The sequence below is a fragment of the Streptomyces sp. IMTB 2501 genome (assembly GCF_001953885.1).
Taxonomy (GTDB): domain Bacteria; phylum Actinomycetota; class Actinomycetes; order Streptomycetales; family Streptomycetaceae; genus Streptomyces.
Genome location: NZ_MQUS01000016.1, coordinates 128,329 through 148,965 on the forward strand (window position 1 = coordinate 128,329; position 20,637 = coordinate 148,965).

14 protein-coding genes and 1 pseudogene are annotated in these 20,637 nt (G+C 71.3%); 11 read left to right on the top strand and 4 right to left on the bottom strand.

Going from position 1 to position 20,637, the window contains the following annotated elements:
* Positions 1 to 3: 3 nt before the first annotated feature.
* Positions 4 to 1,284, bottom strand: coding sequence for an SLC13 family permease (locus tag AV521_RS26515; protein WP_076091405.1), 1,281 nt, complete (start codon positions 1,282 to 1,284; stop codon positions 4 to 6).
* 101 nt (positions 1,285 to 1,385) lie between these two features.
* Between AV521_RS26515 and AV521_RS26520 the strand changes: the two genes are divergently transcribed.
* From AV521_RS26520 to AV521_RS26535, 4 genes are all read left to right on the top strand, one after another.
* Positions 1,386 to 7,214: a TIR domain-containing protein gene (locus tag AV521_RS26520; RefSeq protein WP_076091406.1), complete on the top strand. Its 5,829-nt coding sequence runs from the start codon at positions 1,386 to 1,388 to the stop codon at positions 7,212 to 7,214.
* Positions 7,215 to 7,267: 53 nt separating this feature from the next.
* The gene (locus tag AV521_RS26525; protein WP_076091408.1) at positions 7,268 to 7,780 is read left to right on the top strand and encodes a hypothetical protein; all 513 of its coding nucleotides are present in this window, start codon (positions 7,268 to 7,270) and stop codon (positions 7,778 to 7,780) included.
* 74 nt (positions 7,781 to 7,854) lie between these two features.
* Entirely contained in the window at positions 7,855 to 9,123 is a 1,269-nt protein-coding gene (locus AV521_RS26530; RefSeq protein ID WP_076091410.1) for an alginate lyase family protein, read from the top strand.
* Between the two features lie 23 nt (positions 9,124 to 9,146).
* Positions 9,147 to 10,811 (top strand): sigma-70 family RNA polymerase sigma factor, encoded by a 1,665-nt coding sequence (locus AV521_RS26535; RefSeq protein WP_076091412.1) that lies wholly within the window; start codon positions 9,147 to 9,149, stop codon positions 10,809 to 10,811.
* Here AV521_RS26535 and AV521_RS26540 read toward each other — a convergent pair whose 3' ends face one another.
* Together AV521_RS26540 and AV521_RS26545 are read right to left on the bottom strand one after the other, a co-directional pair.
* Positions 10,812 to 11,498 (bottom strand): glycerophosphodiester phosphodiesterase, encoded by a 687-nt coding sequence (locus AV521_RS26540; protein ID WP_076091551.1) that lies wholly within the window; start codon positions 11,496 to 11,498, stop codon positions 10,812 to 10,814. It lies immediately after the preceding gene.
* Positions 11,499 to 11,529: 31 nt separating this feature from the next.
* Positions 11,530 to 12,704: pseudogene (locus AV521_RS26545) on the bottom strand (adenosine deaminase); the annotation flags it as partial.
* An 87-nt stretch (positions 12,705 to 12,791) separates the two neighbouring features.
* Here AV521_RS26545 and AV521_RS26550 point away from each other — a divergent pair.
* Entirely contained in the window at positions 12,792 to 13,508 is a 717-nt protein-coding gene (locus AV521_RS26550; RefSeq protein WP_076091416.1) for a DUF4190 domain-containing protein, read from the top strand.
* 105 nt (positions 13,509 to 13,613) lie between these two features.
* Positions 13,614 to 14,036 carry a DUF4190 domain-containing protein gene (locus AV521_RS26555; RefSeq protein WP_076091418.1) on the top strand — a complete coding sequence of 141 codons (423 nt, stop codon included), beginning with the start codon at positions 13,614 to 13,616 and terminating at the stop codon, positions 14,034 to 14,036.
* Between the two features lie 50 nt (positions 14,037 to 14,086).
* Here the strand turns inward: AV521_RS26555 and AV521_RS26560 are convergent, their stop codons facing one another.
* Entirely contained in the window at positions 14,087 to 14,650 is a 564-nt protein-coding gene (locus AV521_RS26560) for an NADAR family protein (RefSeq protein WP_076091420.1), read from the bottom strand.
* 209 nt (positions 14,651 to 14,859) lie between these two features.
* On the opposite strand from AV521_RS26560, the gene AV521_RS26565 reads away from it, so the two are divergent.
* From AV521_RS26565 to AV521_RS26585, 5 genes are all read left to right on the top strand, one after another.
* Entirely contained in the window at positions 14,860 to 16,395 is a 1,536-nt protein-coding gene (locus AV521_RS26565; RefSeq protein ID WP_076091422.1) for a gamma-aminobutyraldehyde dehydrogenase, read from the top strand.
* Between the two features lie 104 nt (positions 16,396 to 16,499).
* The gene (locus AV521_RS26570) at positions 16,500 to 17,747 is read left to right on the top strand and encodes a spermidine/putrescine ABC transporter substrate-binding protein (RefSeq protein WP_076091424.1); all 1,248 of its coding nucleotides are present in this window, start codon (positions 16,500 to 16,502) and stop codon (positions 17,745 to 17,747) included.
* 8 nt (positions 17,748 to 17,755) lie between these two features.
* Positions 17,756 to 18,907 carry an ABC transporter ATP-binding protein gene (locus tag AV521_RS26575; RefSeq protein WP_076091426.1) on the top strand — a complete coding sequence of 384 codons (1,152 nt, stop codon included), beginning with the start codon at positions 17,756 to 17,758 and terminating at the stop codon, positions 18,905 to 18,907.
* On the top strand, positions 18,907 to 19,836 hold the full coding sequence (locus AV521_RS26580) for an ABC transporter permease (protein ID WP_076091428.1): 930 nt from the start codon (positions 18,907 to 18,909) through the stop codon (positions 19,834 to 19,836). The genes AV521_RS26575 and AV521_RS26580 overlap by 1 nt, the downstream gene beginning before the upstream one ends.
* Positions 19,837 to 20,637, top strand: a complete 801-nt coding sequence (locus tag AV521_RS26585; protein WP_076091430.1) for an ABC transporter permease — start codon at positions 19,837 to 19,839, stop codon at positions 20,635 to 20,637.

The window sequence follows — 20,637 nt, forward strand, 5'->3', positions numbered from 1 at the left end:
CGCCTAACGGGTCAGGGCCAGCGCCGCCACCGATGCCGCCACCGCACACGCGGCGAGTACCGCGCCCGTGCCCATCAAGCGGCGGACCGGCACCCGTACGCCGTACGCATGGCACCGCTCGTACCACAGCAGCGTCGCCAGGGACGCCCACGGCGTGATCACCGGGCCGGCGTTCGTGCCGACCAGCAAGGCGAGCAGCTGGTCATGGTTGCCCACCGGCACGGCCGCCTCACCCGCGAGGTACACGGGGAGGTTGTTGAGGGCGTTGGACAGGCCGCCGCCCACCGCCGCAGCGCGGAACATGCCGAGCGTGCCGCCGTCGTGGCCGACCGCCGAGGCCAGCAGGGCGTGCAGTCCGTGCGCGTCGAACGTCTCGACCACCAGGAACATGCCCGGCACCATCACCAGCAGCCGCCAGGGGATGAGCGACAGCCGGAGCGCGGAACGGTCGCGGATCCCGAAGGCGGCCACGGCGACCAGCGCTGCCGTCGCCGAGGCCGTCCACAGCGGTACGTCGGCCACCAGGATGGCGATCAGGAAGCCGGCGCAGGCGAGCGCGCAGGCGCGGAAGAGCACCGGGTCGACGGGGCGGTGCACGGCGGGCGGTGTGTAGCGATCGGCCGCGTCGGGGCGGACGTCCGCCGCGCGCGCCGCGCCGGGGCCCGACACCGGCACGGCGGTCAGCAGGCCGGACTCGTCGGCAACAGGGCCCCCACGCCTGCCCCGCCGCCAGAAGAACAGCCACAAACAAGCCATTGTCACGGCCAGCGCGGCGAGTTGCGGCGCCCACATCCGGCCCGCCAGGCCCAGCGCAGAGAGCGCGACGCGGTTGGCGGCCAGCAGGTTCGTCAGGTTGGACACGGGCAGGAGGAGGCTCGCCGTGTTGGCCAGCCAGACCGTGGTCATCGCCAGTGGCACCGGCGCGATGCCCACCCGCGAGGCGAGCGCCAGCATCACCGGGGTCAGCAGGACCGCTGTCGTGTCCAGGTTCAGGACGATCGTCGTGACCGAAGCGAAGGCCACGCACAGCAGGAACAACAACCCGTAACTGCCCCGGCCCGCCCGCGCCACCCGGGCCGCCAGCACGTCGAACACCTCGGCCCTGCTGGTTAGTTCGGCCAGCACGATCACCGTGCCCAGGAAGCCCAGGAGTGGTGCTATGCGGGTCATCGCGTCGGAAGCGGAACCGGTGGGCAGGACTCCCGTGGCCACACACAGCAGTCCGGTCACCAGCAGACCGATCGCCACCCGGTCGAGGGCATGCAGACGCAACAAGACACGCACGGTTGGAAGGGTCGCACAGTTGTGCCCCGCTGTGGCCTGCACGCCGTCGAACGCCTGGAAACGACCGGTATCGGCCTCTCTTCTCACGGCATCATGAATACATGGTGGCTCGTCAGAACGCCCCGGGGGACACCGGGCCATTGGACTTCTTCATCAGCTACTCGCCGGCCGACGAACGCTGGGCGGCCTGGATCGCCTGGACCCTGGAGGAGGCCGGGTACCGGACGGTGCTGCAGGCCTGGGACTTTGTCCCGGGCACGAACTTCGTCGACTTCATGGACCGCGGCGTGAGCGAGTCCGCCGCCGTCATCGCCGTACTCTCGCGGAACTACGAACGCTCCCGGTACGGGCGGATGGAGTGGCAGGCCGCGCTGCGGGCCGACCCGGACGCACCCGAGCGGCGGCTGCTGACCGTGCGGGTCGAGGACATCCCCGTGGAGGGGCTGCTCGCCACGATCACGTACGTCGATCTGGTGCCGGTCGCCGATCCGGCGGCGGCCCGGGAGCTGCTGCTCGCCCGGGTCCGGCAGGCCCTGGACGGGCGGGCCCGGCCCAGCGTCCGCCCGGACTATCCGGGTGGGGGCCTGGCGGCGCCGAACGCGACCGTGCCCTCCGACCCGAGCCCCGGGCGGCCGCTCGGCGGTCCTGGGTGGGCGGGGCGCCGTAGACCGGCTGCGGCGCCGTCGTATCCGCGGGTGTCGGCGGAGGTGCGGGAGCGGGAGGCGGTCACCGTGCTCCAGCTCGCCGGGCCCGCCTTCGGACGGGGGCAGGACCCCGCCGAGTTGCAGGCCGCGATCTGGGGCGACCTGGTCGAGCTGGCCGACGCGGGGGCGCCCTCGCCCGATCTGCTGGTCGTCACCGGGGACCTCACAGCCTCCGGCAGCCGGCGCGAGTTCGAGCAGGCCCTCGCCTTTCTCACGGGGCTGCGGGCCCTGCTCGGGCTCGAACCGCACCGGGTCGCCCTCGTCCCCGGCGGCCAGGACGTCAACCAGGCCGCCTGCCAGGCCTATTTCAGCACCTGCGAGGCCGACGAGATGCCGCCCCGGCCGCCGTACTGGCCCAAGTGGCGGCACTTCGCCCGGCTGTTCCAGGAGCTGTACCAGGGCCTCGACGTCGTCTTCGACAGCGATCAGCCGTGGACCCTCTTTCCCGTGCCCGAACTGCACACCGTGGTCGCGGGGTTGAACTCGTCCATGGCCTACAGCCATCGGCGCGACGACCAGTACGGGCTGATCGGGCGCGAGCAGGCCGCGTGGTTCGCGCAGGCGCTGCGGCCGCACGAGACCGAGGAATGGCTGCGGATCGGCGTCGTACGGCATTCGCCCGGTGCCGGCCGGCCCGCCGCCCCCGGTGTCCGGCGGGCCGGTGTGCCGGGTACGGCCGCACTGGACGGCAGCGGTCCGTTGCGCGACACCGATGTGCTGACCCGGCTTACCGCGCCCCGGCTGCATCTGCTGCTGCACGGCCCGGCCGAATCGGGCGCGGCGCAGCCCGACCTGGCCACCGGCTCCGGTGAGCTGCCGGTGATCGGCACGGTCCGGGCCGGCGGTCACCAGCTGGTGCGGGTCAGCCGGGACGGGCTGGCCGTCTGGCAGGGGCCGGCGGAGCCACGGCGGCGGCCGGTCCAGTGGCGGCGGGCCGACCGGGCCTTCGCGCCCGTACCGGGGGAAGCTCCTGATCCGGACCCGGTCACCCCCGACCCCGAGCCCCGCGCCGTACAGACCCCCGCCGAGATACTGCTCGCACGGGTCGCCGAAGTGTGCCGCACCCGGCACGAGGGCGCCCAGCTGCGCCCGGTCGACGGGCCGGTGCCCCAACTGCTCGTCACCTGGACCCAGTCGGGCTTCGTGCGCCAGCAGCGGGTGGCGGTCCACACCGGTACGCCGACCGCGCAGGACGTCGACCGGTTCGTGGCCCTCGTGCACGCCGCCGACGCCGAGACCGAGGCCGAACTCGTCCACGACGGCCCGCCGCCCGCCCGCGAGCTGCGCGACGCGGCGCGCCGCCGGGGCATCCGGGTGCGCAGCTTCACCGAGTTCCAGGGCCTGCTCGACCTGCGCGGCTACGTCTTGGCGCAGAGCGAGCGGCTGCGCGTCGACCCCCGCTATCCCCCGGGCATGTACCTGCCGCAGCGGTACCGCGAGGTGGAGCGCCTCGACGCCGAGGACCGTGCCGGGCTGGTCGACGAGATGCTGCGTCTGCTCGACTCCGACCAGGGGCGCTTCCTGCTACTCCTCGGCGACTTCGGGCACGGCAAGACCTTCGCGCTGCGCGAGCTGGCCCGCCGTATCCCGGCCGAACTGCCGCACCTCGTCCCGCTGTTGATCGAGCTGAACGCCCTGGACCGGGCCTACTCCTTCGAAGGCCTCGTCGCCGGCCACCTCGCCGCCCACGGCGTCGACAACATCGACCTGCGGGCCTTCAGGTACATGCTCCAGCAGGGCCGGATCGTGCTGCTCTTCGACGGCTTCGACGAACTCGTCAACCAGGTGACGTACGACCGTGCCGCCGAACGCCTCCAGGTGCTGCTGGACTCCGCCGTGGACAGCGCCAAGATCGTGGTCAGCAGCCGTACCCAGCACTTCCGCTCCCAGGGTCAGGTGCTCACCGCGCTCGGCGAACGCGTCGGGCTGCTCCCGCACCGCCGGGTGCTGGCCGTCCAGGAGTTCAGCCCGCAGCAGATCCGCGCCTACCTGGTCAACCGCTACGACGGCGACGAACGCGCCGCCGACCACCGGCTGCGGCTGCTGGACGCCATCCCCGACCTGCTCGCCCTGTGCCGCAACCCCCGGCTGCTCGGCTTCGTCGCCGACCTCGACGACGACCAGCTGCGCGCCGTCGCCGGCGCCGGGCGCGCCCTCAGCCCCGCCGGCCTGTACCAGGAGGTGCTCACCGCCTGGCTTGGCTTCGAGGCACAGCGCGCCGGCGGCGGCCCCGGCCGGGCGCCCGGACTCTCCCTGGACCAGCTGTGGGACGCGGTCACCGCGCTCGCCCTGCGACTGTGGGAGACCGGCCAGGACTCGCTGCGGCTCGACGAGCTGACCGACGTCGCCGAGACCCTCACCGGGCTCGCGGAGGCTCGGCTGTCGGTGCCGCAGACCGCGCATGCCATCGGCTCCGGCAGCCTGCTGGTGCGCGGCGACGACAGCGTGTTCCGGTTCATCCACGGCTCGGTCGTGGAGTGGCTCGTCGCCCGCGAGTGCGCTCGCAGGCTCACCGACGGCGACAGCACCCTGCTCGGCCGGCGCCAGCTCAGCCAGCTGGCCGTCGAGTTCCTGTGCGACCTCGCCGACCACCGGATCTGCCAGGCCTGGGCCGAGCGGGAGCTGTCCGGCACACCCGGGGACGGCTCGCTGGACGCCGCCCACGCCAACGCCGTGAAGATCCTCAGCCGGCTCCGCGTGCCCGCCCACACCGATCTGCGCGGCGCCTCTCTCGCCGGGGAGGACCTGTCCCACCGCGACTTCTCCGGAGTCGACCTCACCCGCGCGGACCTGACCGACGCCCGGCTCGTCGGCGCCGGCCTCTCCGGCGCCGTCCTGCGCGGCGCCCGGCTGGTCGGCGCCCGGCTCGACGGCGCGGATCTGACCGGCGCCGACCTGCGCGGCGCCGACCTCAGACGAGCCCGGCTGATCGGCACCGACCTGACCGGCGCCCGGGTGGACGGCAGCCGGTGGCGGCGCGCGGCGCTCATCTCGGCGACCACCGGGACCCTGGCCGGGAGCCCCGAACTCACCGTCGCCGCGAGCGCGCCGGGCATGTCCGTCGACTCCGGCTTCCGGCCCGCCGCGGTCGGCGTGCCGTACGGGTTCAGCAGTCGCACCCGGCTGCCCGAACCCATCTCGTACAGTCCCGACGGCGAACTGCTCGCCGTGGGCAGCGAGGACGGCGGCGTCCTGGTCGCCGATGTCGTGACCGGCCTCCCCCTGCGCACCCTGCAGGGCCACACCGGCCGGGTCTACGCGGTCAAGTTCCGCGAACGGGTGCTGGCCACCGGCAGCTCCGACGGCACCGTACGGCTGTGGGACCCGGTCTCCGGGCGCTGTCTGCACCGGCTGGAGATTCACCCGGACGGGGTCTGGCCGGTCGTCCTCGACGCCGAGGGACTGCTGCTGGCCACCGGGGACGCCGACGGCGTGGTCACCGTCTGGGACACGGCCTCCGGCACCGCGCTGCACCGGCTGCCCGGACACACCGGGCCCGTCTACACGGTGGCGTTCGCACCGGACGACGCCACCCTGGTCACCGGCGACGCGACCGCCGTCGTACGCCTGTGGGACCTGTCCACCGGTCGGCTCACCGGCGAGCTGCCGGGGCACCGCAACGCGGTGTACCGGGCGCGGTTCAGCCCGGACGGCACCCTGCTGGCCACCGGCGACCGGGGCGACGACTGGGCCAACGGCACGATCCGTGTGTGGGACCTCGCCACCGGCACCGTGCGGCACGAGTTCACCGGCCACTCCGGGCGCGTCTACACGCTGGACTTCCACCCGGGCGGCCGGTTCCTGGTCAGCGGCGACACCGACGGCGAGGTACGGCTGTGGGACCTGGCCGCCGGACGTTCCGCGGGGCTGCTCGGCGGCTGCAACGGGGCCGTCTACCAAGTGCTGTTCGACCCCGACGGAAACCTGCTCGCCGCCGGGGACAGCGCGGGGGTGGTCCGGCTGTGGCGGATCGACCCGGAGGCCGACCCCGTCGCCGTACCGCTGAACCGGCAGCCCGCCGAGCACCGCGGCTCGGTGTGGGTGTGCAAGTTCCGCCCGCACGGCGACACGCCCGCCCAGGGCCCCGGCACGATGCTGGTGACCGGCGGCAACGACGGCGTCGTACGGCTGTGGGAGCCGGCCACCGGCCAGGGCCGGCGCATCCTGCGCGGCCACGGACGGCGCATCGGCACCCTGTCCTTCAGCGCCGACGGCTCGCTGCTGGCGGCCGGCGGCAACGACGGTGTGGTCCGGGTGTGGCACTCCGCCTCGGGCCGGCGGCTGCGCGAACTGACCGGGCAGAGCGACCGGCTGGTCTCGGCGGCGTTCGGCCCCTCCGGACCCCTGCTGGCCACCGCGAGCAGCGACGGCGACATCTATCTGTGGAACGCGGCCACCGGCGAGTACCAGCGCGAACTGGACGTCGAGACCGACCATGTGTGGGCGGAGGCGTTCAGCGCCGACGGCGAACTCCTCGCCACCGCCAACGACGACGACACGGTACGGCTGTGGTACCGGACCACCGGAGCGCATGTCGCCACCATCACCGAGCACTTCGGGCGGGTCCGCGCGATCGCCTTCCGGCCCGACGGCGCGGTGCTGGCCACCGGCTGCGACGACCGCAAGGTGCGGATCGTGGACATGGACGGCCACCGTGTCACTGCCGAACTCGACGGCCACAGCGACCGGGTGTACGCCGTGGCCTTTGCCCCCGACGGCTCCTGGCTGGCCAGCGCCTCCTGGGACGGTACGGCGGTGATCTGGAAGGACGGCGGCATCGACCACCGCCTCACCGGCCACACCGGCAAGCTCTGGACGGCGGCGGCGCATCCGTCAAGGGCCTTGCTGGCGACGGCGGGCGACGACCGTACCGTCCGTCTCTGGAACCCCGACACCGGTGAGGAGACGGCTCTTCTGAGGGGCCACACCGGCCGCATCCTGGCCGTGGCCTTCAGCCCCGACGGCTCCCTGCTGGCCAGCGGCGGCGAGGACGGCACGGTGCGGCTGTGGAACGTCCCCGCCGACGCCCCGGCCACCCTCCGAGTCACCCTGGTCGGCATGCCCGGCGGCTGGGCCGCCCTGTCCCCGTCCGGGGGCTACAAGTACGAGGGAGACGTCACCGGCGAGTTCTGGCACGCGGTCGGCATGTGCCGCTTCGAGCCCGGCGAGCTGGACGGTCATCTGCCGGGGATGTGGCAGGTGCCGCTGGACGCCCCACTGGGGTGATGTGCGGGAGGGGCGGTTTTGAACGCGTTCAAATAGACGCGTACGCTCATGCCATGAGCGACAGAGCCGCCCTGCTCAAGGGCATTCGCGCCTGGTTGGTCCTCTTCGTGGTGTGCCTCGTGCTCAGCGGGGCCACCGCCTTCCCTCTGGTGCACGAACTGCGCTGGACGGACAGCGCGTTGCGCGCGCTGTCCGTGCCCGACCACCTGCCGGGGCTGGCGCACTGGATCGAGCGGGTGCGCAACGGCCTCGACACCGCCGACTCCGACTACCCCTTCCTCCTCTACGGCACCGACTGGCTGGCCTTCGCCCACCTCGTCATCGCGGTCGCGTTCTACGGGCCCTACCGCGACCCCGTCCGCAACATCTGGGTCGTCGAGTTCGGGATGATCGCCTGCGCCGGCATCATCCCGCTCGCCCTGATCTGCGGACCGATCCGGGGAATCCCCTTCTGGTGGACCCTGATCGACATGTCCTTCGGGGTCTTCGGCGTCGTCCCGCTGTACGTCGTACGGAAGAAGACCAAGCGACTGGAGTCGCTCGGCTCCCCGGCTCTCGCCGCGTGAAAAACTGTTATCGGGGTCTCCGGCGTCCCGTCTCCTCGTGCGTCACCGTTTCCTCACGCACGGAGTCACCCCTCATGTCCAGCTCCGCCCACAAGCACGTCAACAAGCACCGTCTGAGCCGCCGGGGGCTCTTCACGCTCGGCGGCGGACTCGCGGCGGCCGGGGCGCTCGGCGGCGGGATCGCCGCGTTCGGCGGCGCCGGGGCGGACGCCGCACAGCCCGGCACCGCTGTGCGGAGGACCTTCGCGCACCCCGGCCTGCCGCACAACGCTGGTGACCTGCACCGCGCCCAGGTCCGGGTCGCCGCCGGCCGGGCCCCCTGGCTGGCCGGCTGGAAGCGGCTCACCGCCAACCCGCACTCCCAGAGCACCTGGCGGGCCCGCCCACAGGTCACCGTGTACCGGGGCACGGGTTCCGGCCAGAACCACCGCACCCTCTACAACGACATCCACGCCGCCTACCAGAACGCCCCGCGCCGGCGGATCGGCGGCACGAAGGCCCACGGCGACACCGCGGTCGCCATCCTCAACGCCTGGTCGGCGACCCTCACCACGGTCACCGGCAACGCCGACCGCTTCCTGGCTGCCGGCCTCTACGGCTACCAGTTCGCCAACGCCGCCGAACTCGTCCGCGACCACCCGGACTTCGCGTTCACCCGCTTCAAGAAGATGCTGCGCACGGTCTTCCGCCCGATGAACATCGACTTCCTCACCCGGCACAACGACGCCGTCATCTCCAACTACTGGGCCAGCTGGGACCTGTGCAACCTCGCCTCGCTGCTGGCGATCGGCGTCCTCCTCGACGACCGCGCGACCTTCCGCCGCGCCGTCACCTACCTTGAGCACGGCCAGGGCAACGGCGCCCTCAAGAACGCCATCCCCGTCCGCTACGACACCCAGGGCCTCGCCCAGTGGCAGGAGAGCGGCCGCGACCAGGGCCACACCGTGATGGGCATCGGACTGCTGGGCGCGATCTGCGAGATGGCCTGGAACCAGGGCGTCGACCTCTACGGCTACGACCACAACCGGTTCCTGCACGCCGCCGAGTACGTCGCCCGCTACAACCTCGGCAAGGACGTGCCCTTCACTCCGTACGGCTGGCGGTCCGGCGACGGACACGGCCAGTGGCGGGAGCAGACCGTGATCTCCGCCACGGGCCGTGGCGAGATCCGCCCCGTCCGGGAGATTCTGCACAACCACTACGCCCGCCGCCGCAGGCTCGTCACACCGTATGTCACGGCCATGGCCGAGAAGGTGCGCGCGGAGGGCGGGGGCGGTGACCACGGGCCCAACAGCGGCGGCTACGACCAGCTGGGCTTCGGGACGCTGCTCTACAGCAAGTGACACACGTACGGGAGTGTGGACCGGTGGACGAGCGGCACTGGCGCGACACCGTCGCGGCCGCGCAGGCAGGAGACCGGCAGGCGCTGGACGACCTGGTCGCGGGCTGGCTGCCGCTCGTCTACAACATCGTCGGCCGCGCGCTGAACGGCCATGCGGACGTCGACGACGTCGTCCAGGAGACCATGCTGCGCGCCGTCGGCAACCTCGGCTCGCTGCGCGACCCGGACCGGTTCCGGTCCTGGCTGGTGGCCATCGCCATGCGGCAGATCCGGGAGCGGGCGCGCCGCCGCTCCGCCCCCGGCCGGCTGTCCTCCGACACCGCCCACGACAGCGCCGACTTCGCCGAACTCACCGTGATGCGGCTGCAGTTGGAGGGCCAGCGGCGCGAGGTCGTGGAGGCGGCGCGCTGGCTGGACGACGAGGACCGCCGGCTGCTGTCGCTGTGGTGGCTGGAGGTCGCCGGGGAGCTGACCCGGCGCGAGCTGGCGCAGGCCGTCGGCATCAGCCGGCAGCACGCCGCGGTGCGCGTCCAGCGGATGAAGGGACGCCTGGAGACCGCGCGCGGCATCGTGCGTGCGCTGGACGGCGCCTGCCCCGAGCTGCGCGAGCTGACCGCCGGATGGAGCGGGCGGCCCGACTCCGTATGGCGCAAGCGGCTGGCCCGGCATCTGCGCGGCTGCGGCTACTGCGGCGAGGCACCCGAGTCCCTCGTCCCGGCGGAACGGCTGCTGGTCGGCATCGCCCTGGTCCCGGTCCCCGCGGGTTTCACGCTGGCCCTCACCCTCGGCGCCCTCGGCGGCAGGACGGCGGTGGCGGCAGCGGGCACGGCGGGCTCCGCCGGCTGGTCGGCCAAGGCGCTGGGCGCGCTGACCAAGCCCGCCGTGGCGGTGGCGGCGGGCGCGACGCTCGTGGCGGGCGGCGCCTATGTCGTCGTACGCGCCCCGGACCATGCCCCGCACACGGCCGTCACACCGACGACGACCGGCACCCCCGTACGGTCACCGGCGCCCCACCCGTCGTCCCAGCCGCCTTCCCCCTCCGCCTCCCCGACGCCTTCGGCCGACCTGTACGGCACGGTCGTCGACGCCCCGGACAGGGCGCCGAACCCGGACACGCCCCCGGCCGCCCTGCCACATCGCCCCGAGACCGGCATCACCAGCACCGGCGGCGCGCACGCCGTCATGAACCACCGCGGGGACGGCGTGACGCTGCACGGCAAGGGCTATGTGCTGGTCCGCTGGCAGATCTCCCCGCAGTACCGGGCCGGCAGCCTGGTCATGCCTTCCTGGACCGGGCTGAAGGGCAGGCTCTTCCACGTGGCCTCGGGCGGTGGCCGCCGCATGGACGATCCGCTCGGCACCGACTCCGCCGTCACCGGTATGGGCAACCCGGCCGTCGGCTACACCGTCCTCCCGCCCGGCACCCAACAGATGTGGCAGAACGAGTACTTCTACCTGGACGGCAGCGTCACCCTCACCGTGAACGAACGGGGCGCCGACTACGGCCTGAGCGTCTTCCCGACCACCTGGTCCGCGGCCGAGAAGGACATCACGACCGGCCCCGCCCAGGGCACCCGGCGCTACGGCCTGGTCCGCGACACCGGCAAGGACTCCGCGCCCGTCCCGCAGTACGTCACCCGTGCCACCCCCACGGACCCGGCGACGGTGGCTCAGCGCTCGCGGGTCTAGTCAGGCGCCGTTGCGCAGGGCGTGCAGGACGTCGACGCGGTTGGTCGTGATCGAGTCGACGCCCAGGTCCAGCAGGCGGCTCATCGAGCGGCGGGTGTCCGGGGTCCAGACGGAGAGGAGACAGCCGTCGTGGTGGACGCGGGCCGCCAGGTCCCGGCTCACCAGGGAGAAGCGGTAGTTGAGCCAGCGGGGGCGGACCGCGTCCAGCAGCGCGGGCCGGGGCGGGGCGAGGGTCGTCCAGGTCAGGGCGATCTCGGCGGCCGGGTCGGCGCCGCGGACGGCGAGCATGGCATCGGCGCCCGCGCAGTAGTAGACCCGCTCGCCGGCCCCGCTCTGCCGGATCACGTCCACCACCCTGTCGGCCGTCCGCCGGTCGACGCGCCCGCACAGGTCCACCATCACCCGGCTGTCGCCGGTCGCCGCCAGCGCCTCGGCCAGCGTGGGCACGCCGCCCGCCGTGAGCCCGCGCACCTCCTCAGCGGACAGCGCGGACAGCGGCCGGTCGTGCTCCCACAGCCGCCGCAGCGTGCCGTCGTGCAGCAGCACCGGGACACCGTCGCGGGTGAGCCGTACGTCGATCTCGACCGCGTCCGCGCCCCGGTCGAGCGCGGAACGCAGCGAGTCGATGGTGTTCTCACGGAAGCGGTAGGGGTCGCCGCGGTGGGCCACGGCGGTCACGGTCTGCATGACCCCCATTGTGGTGTGCGTACCGCCCCGGTCAGGAGGCGAGCCAGGTGCTGGTGTACGTGTCGATCTCCGCCGCGATCCGGGCCTTGCCGGCCGGGTCCAGGAAGGACGCCTCGACGGCGTTCTTGGCGAGGCCGGCGAGGCCCCGCTCGTCCAGGCCGAGCAGCCGGGCGGCCACCGCGTACTCGTTGTTCAGGTCGGTGCCGAACATCGGCGGGTCGTCGGAGTTGATCGTGACCAGCACCCCGGCCCGCGTGAACTCCTTGACCGGGTGCTCGTCCAGGGTGCGCACCGCGCGGGTGGCGATGTTCGAGGTCGGGCAGACCTCCAGCGCGATGCGGTGCTCGGCGAGGTGCGCGAGCAGCCTGGGGTCCTGCGCCGAGCTGGTGCCGTGCCCGATGCGCTCGGCGCGCAGCTCGTTCAGCGCGTCCCACACCGTCTCCGGGCCGGTCGTCTCGCCGGCGTGCGGCACGGAGCGCAGACCGGCGGCGATGGCCCGGTCGAAGTACGGCTTGAACTGCGGCCGGGGCACGCCGATCTCGGGCCCGCCAAGCCCGAAGGAGACGAGTCCCTCGGGGCGGATCCGGTCGTCGGTGGCGAGCCGGGCGGTCTCCTCGGCGGACTCCAGGCCGGCCTCGCCCGGGATGTCGAAGCACCAGCGCAGTACGGTCCCGAACTCGGCCTCGGCCGCCTTGCGGGCGTCCTCGATCGCCGCCATGAAGGCCAGCTCGTCGATGCCGCGCCGGGTGGAGGAGAAGGGTGTGACGGTCAGCTCGGCGTAGCGCACCTGCTGCCGGGCCAGGTCACGGGCCACCTCGAAGGTCAGCAGCCGGATGTCCTCCGGGGTGCGGATCAGGTCGACGACCGACAGATACACGTCGATGAAGTGGGCGAAGTCGGTGAAGGTGAAGAAGTCCGCCAGGGCCTCGGGGTCGGCGGGGACCTTGGAGTCGGGGTGGCGGGCGGCCAGTTCCGAGACGATGCGCGGGGAGGCGGATCCGACGTGGTGGACGTGCAGTTCGGCCTTGGGCAGTCCGGCGATGAAGGTCCGCAGATCGCGGTCGGCGGTGCCGGCGGCCGGTACGGAGCTGTCGGTCATGGAGTCCTCCCCGAGAAGGGCGCCCGCGGAGCGGGATCCGTGATGCGGAGTCCGTCGTGCGGGCGCGGTGATCGGCTGATCGGTTGCGCGGGATCATCGTAGGCGGGTGGCGGTCCGGGCGGCGGGACCGGGCCGCTGTGCTGCGAAGGCGAGGCCGTAGCATGGCGGGACGAACGACCGAGGGGGACACGCCCGTGAGTGACGGAGCACAGCCGAGTGGAGCCCCGGGGGGCGACTACAACCCGTGGGCGCCGCCCGAGCACCGGCCTTCACTGGAGAAGAAGCCGCCCGAGCCCCAGGACCAGGCGCCGGCGCAGCCGCCGTCCGTGCACGACCAGGCGACCGTGATCTCCCTGCCGACCGACGGTTTCACCCCGCCCATGTCTCCCCCCGGCTTCGCCCCACCGGCCGCCGCCTCCGGGTTCGGCGTACCGGGCGCGGCCCCGATGGGGGCCGAGGCAGTGCCGCCTCCGCCGATCGCGCCCTCGGGCCCGGGTATACCGGCACCGCCCGCTTCCGGCGGCTACGGCTACCCCGGTTACCCCGCGGGCTACGGCTGGCCCGGTATGCCGATGGCCCCGCAGAACGGCATGGGTGTCGCGGCGCTGGTGCTCGGCATCCTCTCGATCTGTCTGTTCTGCCTGTACGGCGTGGTCTCCCTGGTGCTGGGCATCCTCGCGGTGGTCTTCGGCATCAAGGGCCGCCGGCGGGCCGAGCTCGGCGAGGCGAGCAACCACGGCCAGGCCCAGGCGGGTCTGATCATGGGCATCATCGGTATCGTCCTCGGTATCGCCGTGATCGTCCTGCTCGCGATCGGCATCACCACCGCCATCAATGACAGCAGAACGCACTCCGACCCGTACGACGACTCCGCCCGGAGCGTCTCGGTGACGGTGGCCGCCGACCGCTGAATCCGCCGGAACGCGGCCTTCCGGAACCGTCGGCCGGAACCCGCCCTCTCCTCCTGTGTCCTGCCATTACGATGCCTTGACTGTCAACGGAGGGGAAAGCACTTCATGTCCTACAGCAACCCCACACCCGGCGGCTACGGTCCGCCGAACCAGCCCCCGCAGCAGCCGGCCCCGGGCTACGGCTACCCCCAGTCGGGTCCGTCGTACCCGGCCGCGCCGCCGGTGGGCTACGGGCAGGCTCCCGGTTATGGCATGCCGATGCAGCCGAGCAACGGCATGGGCACCACGGGACTGGTGCTGGGCATCATCGGGGTGGTCTGCAGCATCACCTTCTTCCTCTGGTTCTTCGGAGTCATCCTGGGCATCCTCGGGATCATCTTCGGTGCCATCGGACGAGGAAAGGCCAACCGGGGCGAGGCCACCAACAAGGGAGCGGCGACCGCCGGACTCGTCTGCGGCATCGTGGCGACGGTGATCCTGCCGCTGCTGGGTCTGCTGCTCTTCGCGAGCATCATGGGCGCGTCCTGAGCCGGGACCGACCCGGCCGGTGAGGGGGCCGGCCCACGTGGCCGGTCCCCTCAGTCCCCAGCCCCCGACAGCCGCTCCCGCGCCTCCATCAGCGCGAACCCCAGCAGATTCGGCCCCCGCCACCGCTCCGGATCCGAGGCCGCCGCATCGTCCGCCGCGAGCCCGATGCCCCACACCCGGTCCAGGGGACTGGCCTCCACCAGGACACGGTCACCGGTGCCCAGCAGGAACGCCCGCAGTTCCTCGTCCGCCGCGAACTTGTGCATGCTGCCCTCGACCACGATCCGGAAGCGCTCCCGCTCCCATATCGCCTCGTCGAAGCCGCGCACCAGCCGTCCCGCCTTCTTCGCCTCGGCGGGATGCTCCGCGGCCAGGACCTGCCGCTCCGCCTCCGCGTCCTCGAACAGCCGCGCCTTGCCCGCCATCATCCAGTGCTCGGCCGTCGCGTACGCCACCCCGTCCACCGCGAACGGTGACGGCCACCACTGACTCAGACAGCTCGCGCCGATCCTGCCGTCGGGCCTCGGCCGGTGCCCCCAGAAGTGCAGGTACTTCACCTGCGCCCCGGCCCGGACCTCGCTGATCAGCGCTTCCACCCCGTCGATCTTTCCCATGCACGCGAGTCTGGCACGCACCACTGACACTCCGTCCGCCCTTTTCCGTCTCCACTCGACACCTGGTCGACAGATTCCGTCGCGTAACCAAAAGGCAACAACGGAATCACTTGTTGGAGTCCTATTGCTCTGTCAGGATCGGCACTCAAATCGAGCTGGAGCTACGCCACCCACCCCCCGGGACGGGGCGAACGGCGGAGGAGAGCGACATGCACAACCCGGGCACCGCCACCCCGGAACGATTCCCCGCACAGGACCGATTCGCCGATGGCGCGCAGTTCATCGCCGGTCGCCTGACCCAGGGCACCTCGGGCCGCACCCACGCCGTGGTCGACCCCGCCACCGGCGCGGAGGTGTACACCTATGAGCTGGCCGGCACCGACGACGTCGACGCGGCCGTGGCCGCCGCGCGCGAGGTCTTCCCGGGCTGGTCCTCGGCCACCCCGGGCGAGCGCTCCGCCGCCCTGCACCGGTTCGCCGCCGTGCTCGCCGACCGCGCCGAGGAATTCGCCCGCGCCGAGTCCCTTCAGTGTGGCAAGCCGCTGAAGCTGACCCGCGAGTTCGACGTGCCGGGGACCATCGACAACACCGCCTTCTTCGCGGGTGCCGCCCGGCATCTGCAGGGGCAGTCCGCCGGTGAGTACTCGGGCGACCACACGTCGTACATCCGGCGCGAGCCGATCGGTGTCGTCGGGTCCGTCGCGCCCTGGAACTACCCGCTGCAGATGGCCGCCTGGAAGATCCTCCCGGCGATCGCCGCGGGCAACACCATCGTGCTGAAGCCCGCCGAGCTGACACCGCTCACCTCGCTGCTCTTCGCCCAGGCCGCCGCGGACGCCGGTATCCCGGACGGGGTTGTCAACATCGTCACCGGGACCGGAAGGGAGGCCGGGGAGCGCCTCGTCGGGCACCCCGACGTCGCCATGACCTCCTTCACCGGGTCCACCGCCGTCGGCAAACGCGTCGCCGAGGTCGCCACCGCCACCGTCAAGCGGCTGCACCTGGAGCTGGGCGGCAAGGCGCCCTTCGTCGTCTTCGACGACGCCGATCCGGAGGCCGCCGTCCACGGGGCCGTCGCCGGGGCGCTCATCAACACCGGCCAGGACTGCACGGCCGCCACGCGCGCGTACGTGCAGCGACCGCTCTACGACGCCTTCGTGGAGCAGACCGCCGCGCTGATGGAGACCGTTCGCCTCGGGGACCCGTTCGCCGCGGGCACCGATCTCGGCCCGCTCATCTCGCACGTCCAGCGGGACCGGGTGGCGGGGTTCGTGGACCGGGCGCGTGCCTACGCGCGCGTGGTGACCGGCGGCGAGGCACCGCAGGGCGACCTGGCGAAGGGCGCCTACTACCGGCCGACCCTGATCGCCGGCGCCGCCCAGGACAGCGAGATCGTCCAGTCCGAGATCTTCGGCCCAGTACTGGTCGTACTACCGTTCGACAGTGATGATGAGGGCATCCGGCTGGCCAACGACACCCCGTACGGCCTCGCCGCCTCCGCGTGGAGCAGCGACGTGTACCGCGCCAACCGCGCCACCCGCGAGATCAAGGCGGGGTGTGTGTGGATCAACGACCACATCCCGATCATCAGTGAGATGCCGCACGGCGGCTACAAGGCCTCCGGCTTCGGCAAGGACATGTCGGCGTACTCATTCGAGGAGTACACGCAGGTCAAGCACGTAATGTTCGACAATACTGCGGTCGCCCGCAAGGACTGGCACCGCACGATCTTCGGGGACCGGTAGCAACCGTCGTCCGGCGACACCGGACATCACACAGACGGCTTGCCGCCGGGTTGACGATCCGGCCCCGACCAGGCCGACCCTCCCTCCGAAAGGGCACCACGCGCATGGAGCAGTACGAGCCCGACCGCCTGACGCCGGTCGAAGCCGCCGCCGTACGGCGCAGTCTCCGTAACGGCCGGGCCGCCATGACCCGCCGCTCGCTGCTGCGCGCCTCCGCGGGCGGCGCGCTGGCGGTCGGCGGACTAGGGGCGCTGAGCGCCTGCGGGATCCCCCCGGCGAACAAGTCGCAGGGCGGCGTCTCGGCCGACGACCACTCGGCCACGGAGAAGGTCGTCAACTTCTCCAACTGGCCCGAGTACATCGACGTGGACGACAAGACCAAGCGCCACCCCACGCTCGACGCGTTCGCCCGGCAGACCGGCATCCAGATCAAGTACACCGAGGACATCAACGACAACGACGAGTTCTTCGGCAAGATCCAGCCGCAGCTCGCCGCCGGCCAGGACACCGGCCGTGACCTCATCGTCCTCACCGACTGGCTGGCCGCCCGCATGATCCGGCTGGGGTACGTCCAGAAACTGGACCCCTCCAACCTGCCGCATGCCTTCGCCAACCTGTCGGACCAGTTCCGCGCGCCGGACTGGGATCCGGGCCGGGCGTACTCGTACCCCTGGCAGGGCGTTTCGACCGTCGTCGCCTACAACAAGAAGGCCCTGAACGGCATCGAGGTGAAGTCGGTCTCCGACCTGCTGGACAACCCCAAACTCAAGGGCCGCGTCGGCTTCTTGACCGAGATGCGCGACACCATCGGCATGACCATGCTCGACATGGGCAAGGACCCGGCGAAGTTCACCGCCGACGACTTCGACGCCGTGATCGCCCGCCTGCAGAAGGCCGTCGACAAGGGCCAGATCCGCCGCTTCACCGGCAACGACTACACGTCGGACCTCAGCAAGGGCGACTTCGCCGCATGCGTCGCCTGGGGCGGCGACATCGTCCAGCTTCAGGCGGACAACCCGGACGTCGGTTACGTCATCCCCGCCGCCGGCTACATGACGTCGACCGACAACATGCTGATCCCCAACAGGGCGCGCCACAAGACGAACGCCGAGCGGCTCATCGACTACTTCTACGAGCCGCAGCCGGCCGCCGAGCTCGCCGCCTACATCAACTACGTGAGTCCGGTCGCGGGAGTGAAGCCCTACCTCGCGAAGATCGACCAGTCGGCGGCGAACAACCCGCTGATCATTCCCGACAAGGCCATGCAGGCGAAGTCCCATTCCTTCCGCGTGCTGACGCAGCAGGAAGAGACCGCCTACCAGCAGAAGTTCTCGAAGCTCACAGGGGCGTGACGACGACGATGACGACACCAGACAGCAGCGGCGACGTCCGCCTCTCCGGTATCAGCAAGACGTACGACAACGGCTTCACCGCCGTACAGCCGCTCGATCTGACCGTCCCCCAGGGCTCCTTCTTCGCCCTGCTCGGCGCCTCCGGCTGTGGCAAGACCACCACCCTGCGCATGATCGCCGGCCTGGAGGAGCCCACGACGGGCGCCGTCCACCTCGGCGACCAGGAAGTGACCCATCTGCCGCCGTACAAGCGGCCGGTGAACACGGTCTTCCAGTCCTACGCCCTCTTCCCGCACCTCGACATCTTCGAGAACGTCGCCTTCGGCCTGCGCCGGCGCGGCATCAAGAGCGTGAAGAAGCAGGTCGAGGACATGCTGGAGCTGGTCCAGCTCGGCGAGCAGGCGCGCAAGAAGCCGCACCAGCTCTCCGGTGGCCAGCAGCAGCGTGTGGCGGTGGCCCGCGCCCTCATCAACCACCCGAAGGTCCTCCTGCTCGACGAGCCGCTCGGCGCCCTCGACCTCAAGCTGCGCCGCCAGATGCAGCTGGAGCTTAAGCGCATCCAGACCGAGGTCGGCATCACCTTCGTACACGTCACGCACGACCAGGAGGAGGCCATGACCATGGCCGACACGGTCGCCGTGATGAACGCGGGCCGCGTCGAGCAACTCGGCTCGCCCACCGACCTGTACGAGAACCCGAACACCACCTTCGTCGCGAACTTCCTCGGCACCTCCAACCTCATCGAGGCCGAGGTGGACACGAAGAACGGCGGCGACATCGTCCTGAAGGCCGGCGGCGGCAAGCTCGTGCTGCCCGAGTCGCGATGTTCGGCGCCCGCGAAGGCCGGCGGGAAGGTGCTGGTCGGCATCCGGCCTGAGAAGATCTCCCTCACCCACGCCGACGACGCGGGCGAGATCCCCGAGGGCCGCAACCGCCTCACCGGCAAGATCGCCGACGCGAGTTTCATCGGCGTCTCCACGCAGTACGTGATCGACAGCCCGGTCTGCGACGAACTGGCGGTGTACGTGCAGAACGTCGAGCGCGACGGCCGGCTGATGCCCGGCGCCGACGTCGTCCTGCACTGGAGCCCGGCCCATACCTTCGGTTTCGACGCGGCTCAGGACATCGACGCGGGCACCGAGGAAGAGGCGGCCGCCTGATGTCGACGCTCACCGAGGCGCCTCCGCCCCTCGCCCCCGCCGGGCCGGAGAACAAGCCCCCGCGCAAACGCGGCCGGTTCACGCCGTACTGGCTGCTGCTGCCCGGCATCCTGTGGCTGGTCATCTTCTTCGCGCTGCCGATGATCTACCAGGCCTCCACCTCCGTACAGCAGGGCTCCCTGGAGGAGGGCTACAAGGTCACCTGGCACTTCGCGACGTACTGGGACGCGCTGTCCCAGTACTGGCCGCAGTTCCTGCGGTCCGTGTTCTACGCCGCCGCCGCGACCGTCCTGTGCCTGCTGCTCGGCTATCCGCTGGCCTATCTGATCGCCTTCCGCGCGGGCCGCTGGCGGAACCTGATCATGATCCTGGTGATCGCTCCGTTCTTCACCAGTTTCCTGATCCGCACCCTCGCCTGGAAGACGATCCTCGCCGACAACGGCCCGGTCGTGCACGTCCTGAACTCGCTGCACATCCTTGACCTCACCAACTGGCTCGGCTGGACGGCCGGCGACCGCGTTCTCGCCACCCCGCTCGCGGTGGTGTGCGGACTGACGTACAACTTCCTGCCGTTCATGATCCTGCCGCTGTACACCTCGCTGGAGCGGATCGACGGACGGCTGCACGAGGCGGCCGGCGACCTGTACGCCAGGCCCTGGACCACCTTCCGCAAGGTCACCTTCCCGCTGTCCATGCCGGGCGTGGTCTCCGGCACACTGCTGACCTTCATCCCGGCGGCCGGTGACTACGTCAACTCCGAACTCCTCGGCTCCACCGACACCCGCATGATCGGCAACGTCATCCAGACGCAGTTCCTGCGGATTCTCGACTACCCCACGGCCGCGGCCCTGTCCTTCATCCTCATGGCCGCCATCCTGGCCATGGTCACGATCTACATCCGCCGGTCCGGGACGGAGGATCTGGTCTAAATGCCCTTCGTCAACTGGCTCAAGCGCCATCTCGTCGTCATCTTCGGGATTTCGACGCTCGCCTATCTCCTGCTGCCGAACGTCATCGTGACGGTGTTCTCCTTCAACAAGCCGAAGGGGCGCTTCAATTACGAGTGGCAGCAGTTCTCGCTGGACGCCTGGAAGAAGCCGTGCGGCGTCGCCGACATGTGCGGCTCGCTGTCCATCAGCCTCCAGATCGCGATCTGGGCGACGATCGGCGCCACGATCCTCGGCACGATGATCGCCTTCGCGCTGGTCCGCTACCGCTTCCGCGCCCGCGGCGCCGTCAACTCGCTGATCTTCCTGCCGATGGCGATGCCCGAGGTCGTCATGGCCGCCTCGCTGCTCACCCTGTTCCTCAACATGGGCGCCCAGCTGGGCTTCTACACGATCCTCATCGCGCACATCATGTTCTGCCTCAGCTTCGTCGTCACCGCGGTCAAGGCGCGTGTGATGTCGATGGATCCACGCCTGGAGGAGGCCGCACGCGACCTGTACGCCGGTCCCGCGCAGACCTTCCTGCGGGTCACCCTGCCGATCGCGGCACCCGGAATCGCCGCGGGCGCGCTGCTGTCCTTCGCGCTCTCCTTCGACGATTTCATCATCACCAATTTCAACGCGGGCTCGACCGTCACCTTCCCCATGTTCGTGTGGGGTTCGGCGCAGCGCGGAACACCCGTTCAGATCAATGTCATCGGTACGGCCATGTTCCTCGTCGCCGTACTGTTCGTCCTGATCTCGATGATCATCAACAACCGCCGTAACAACCAAAAGGCATAA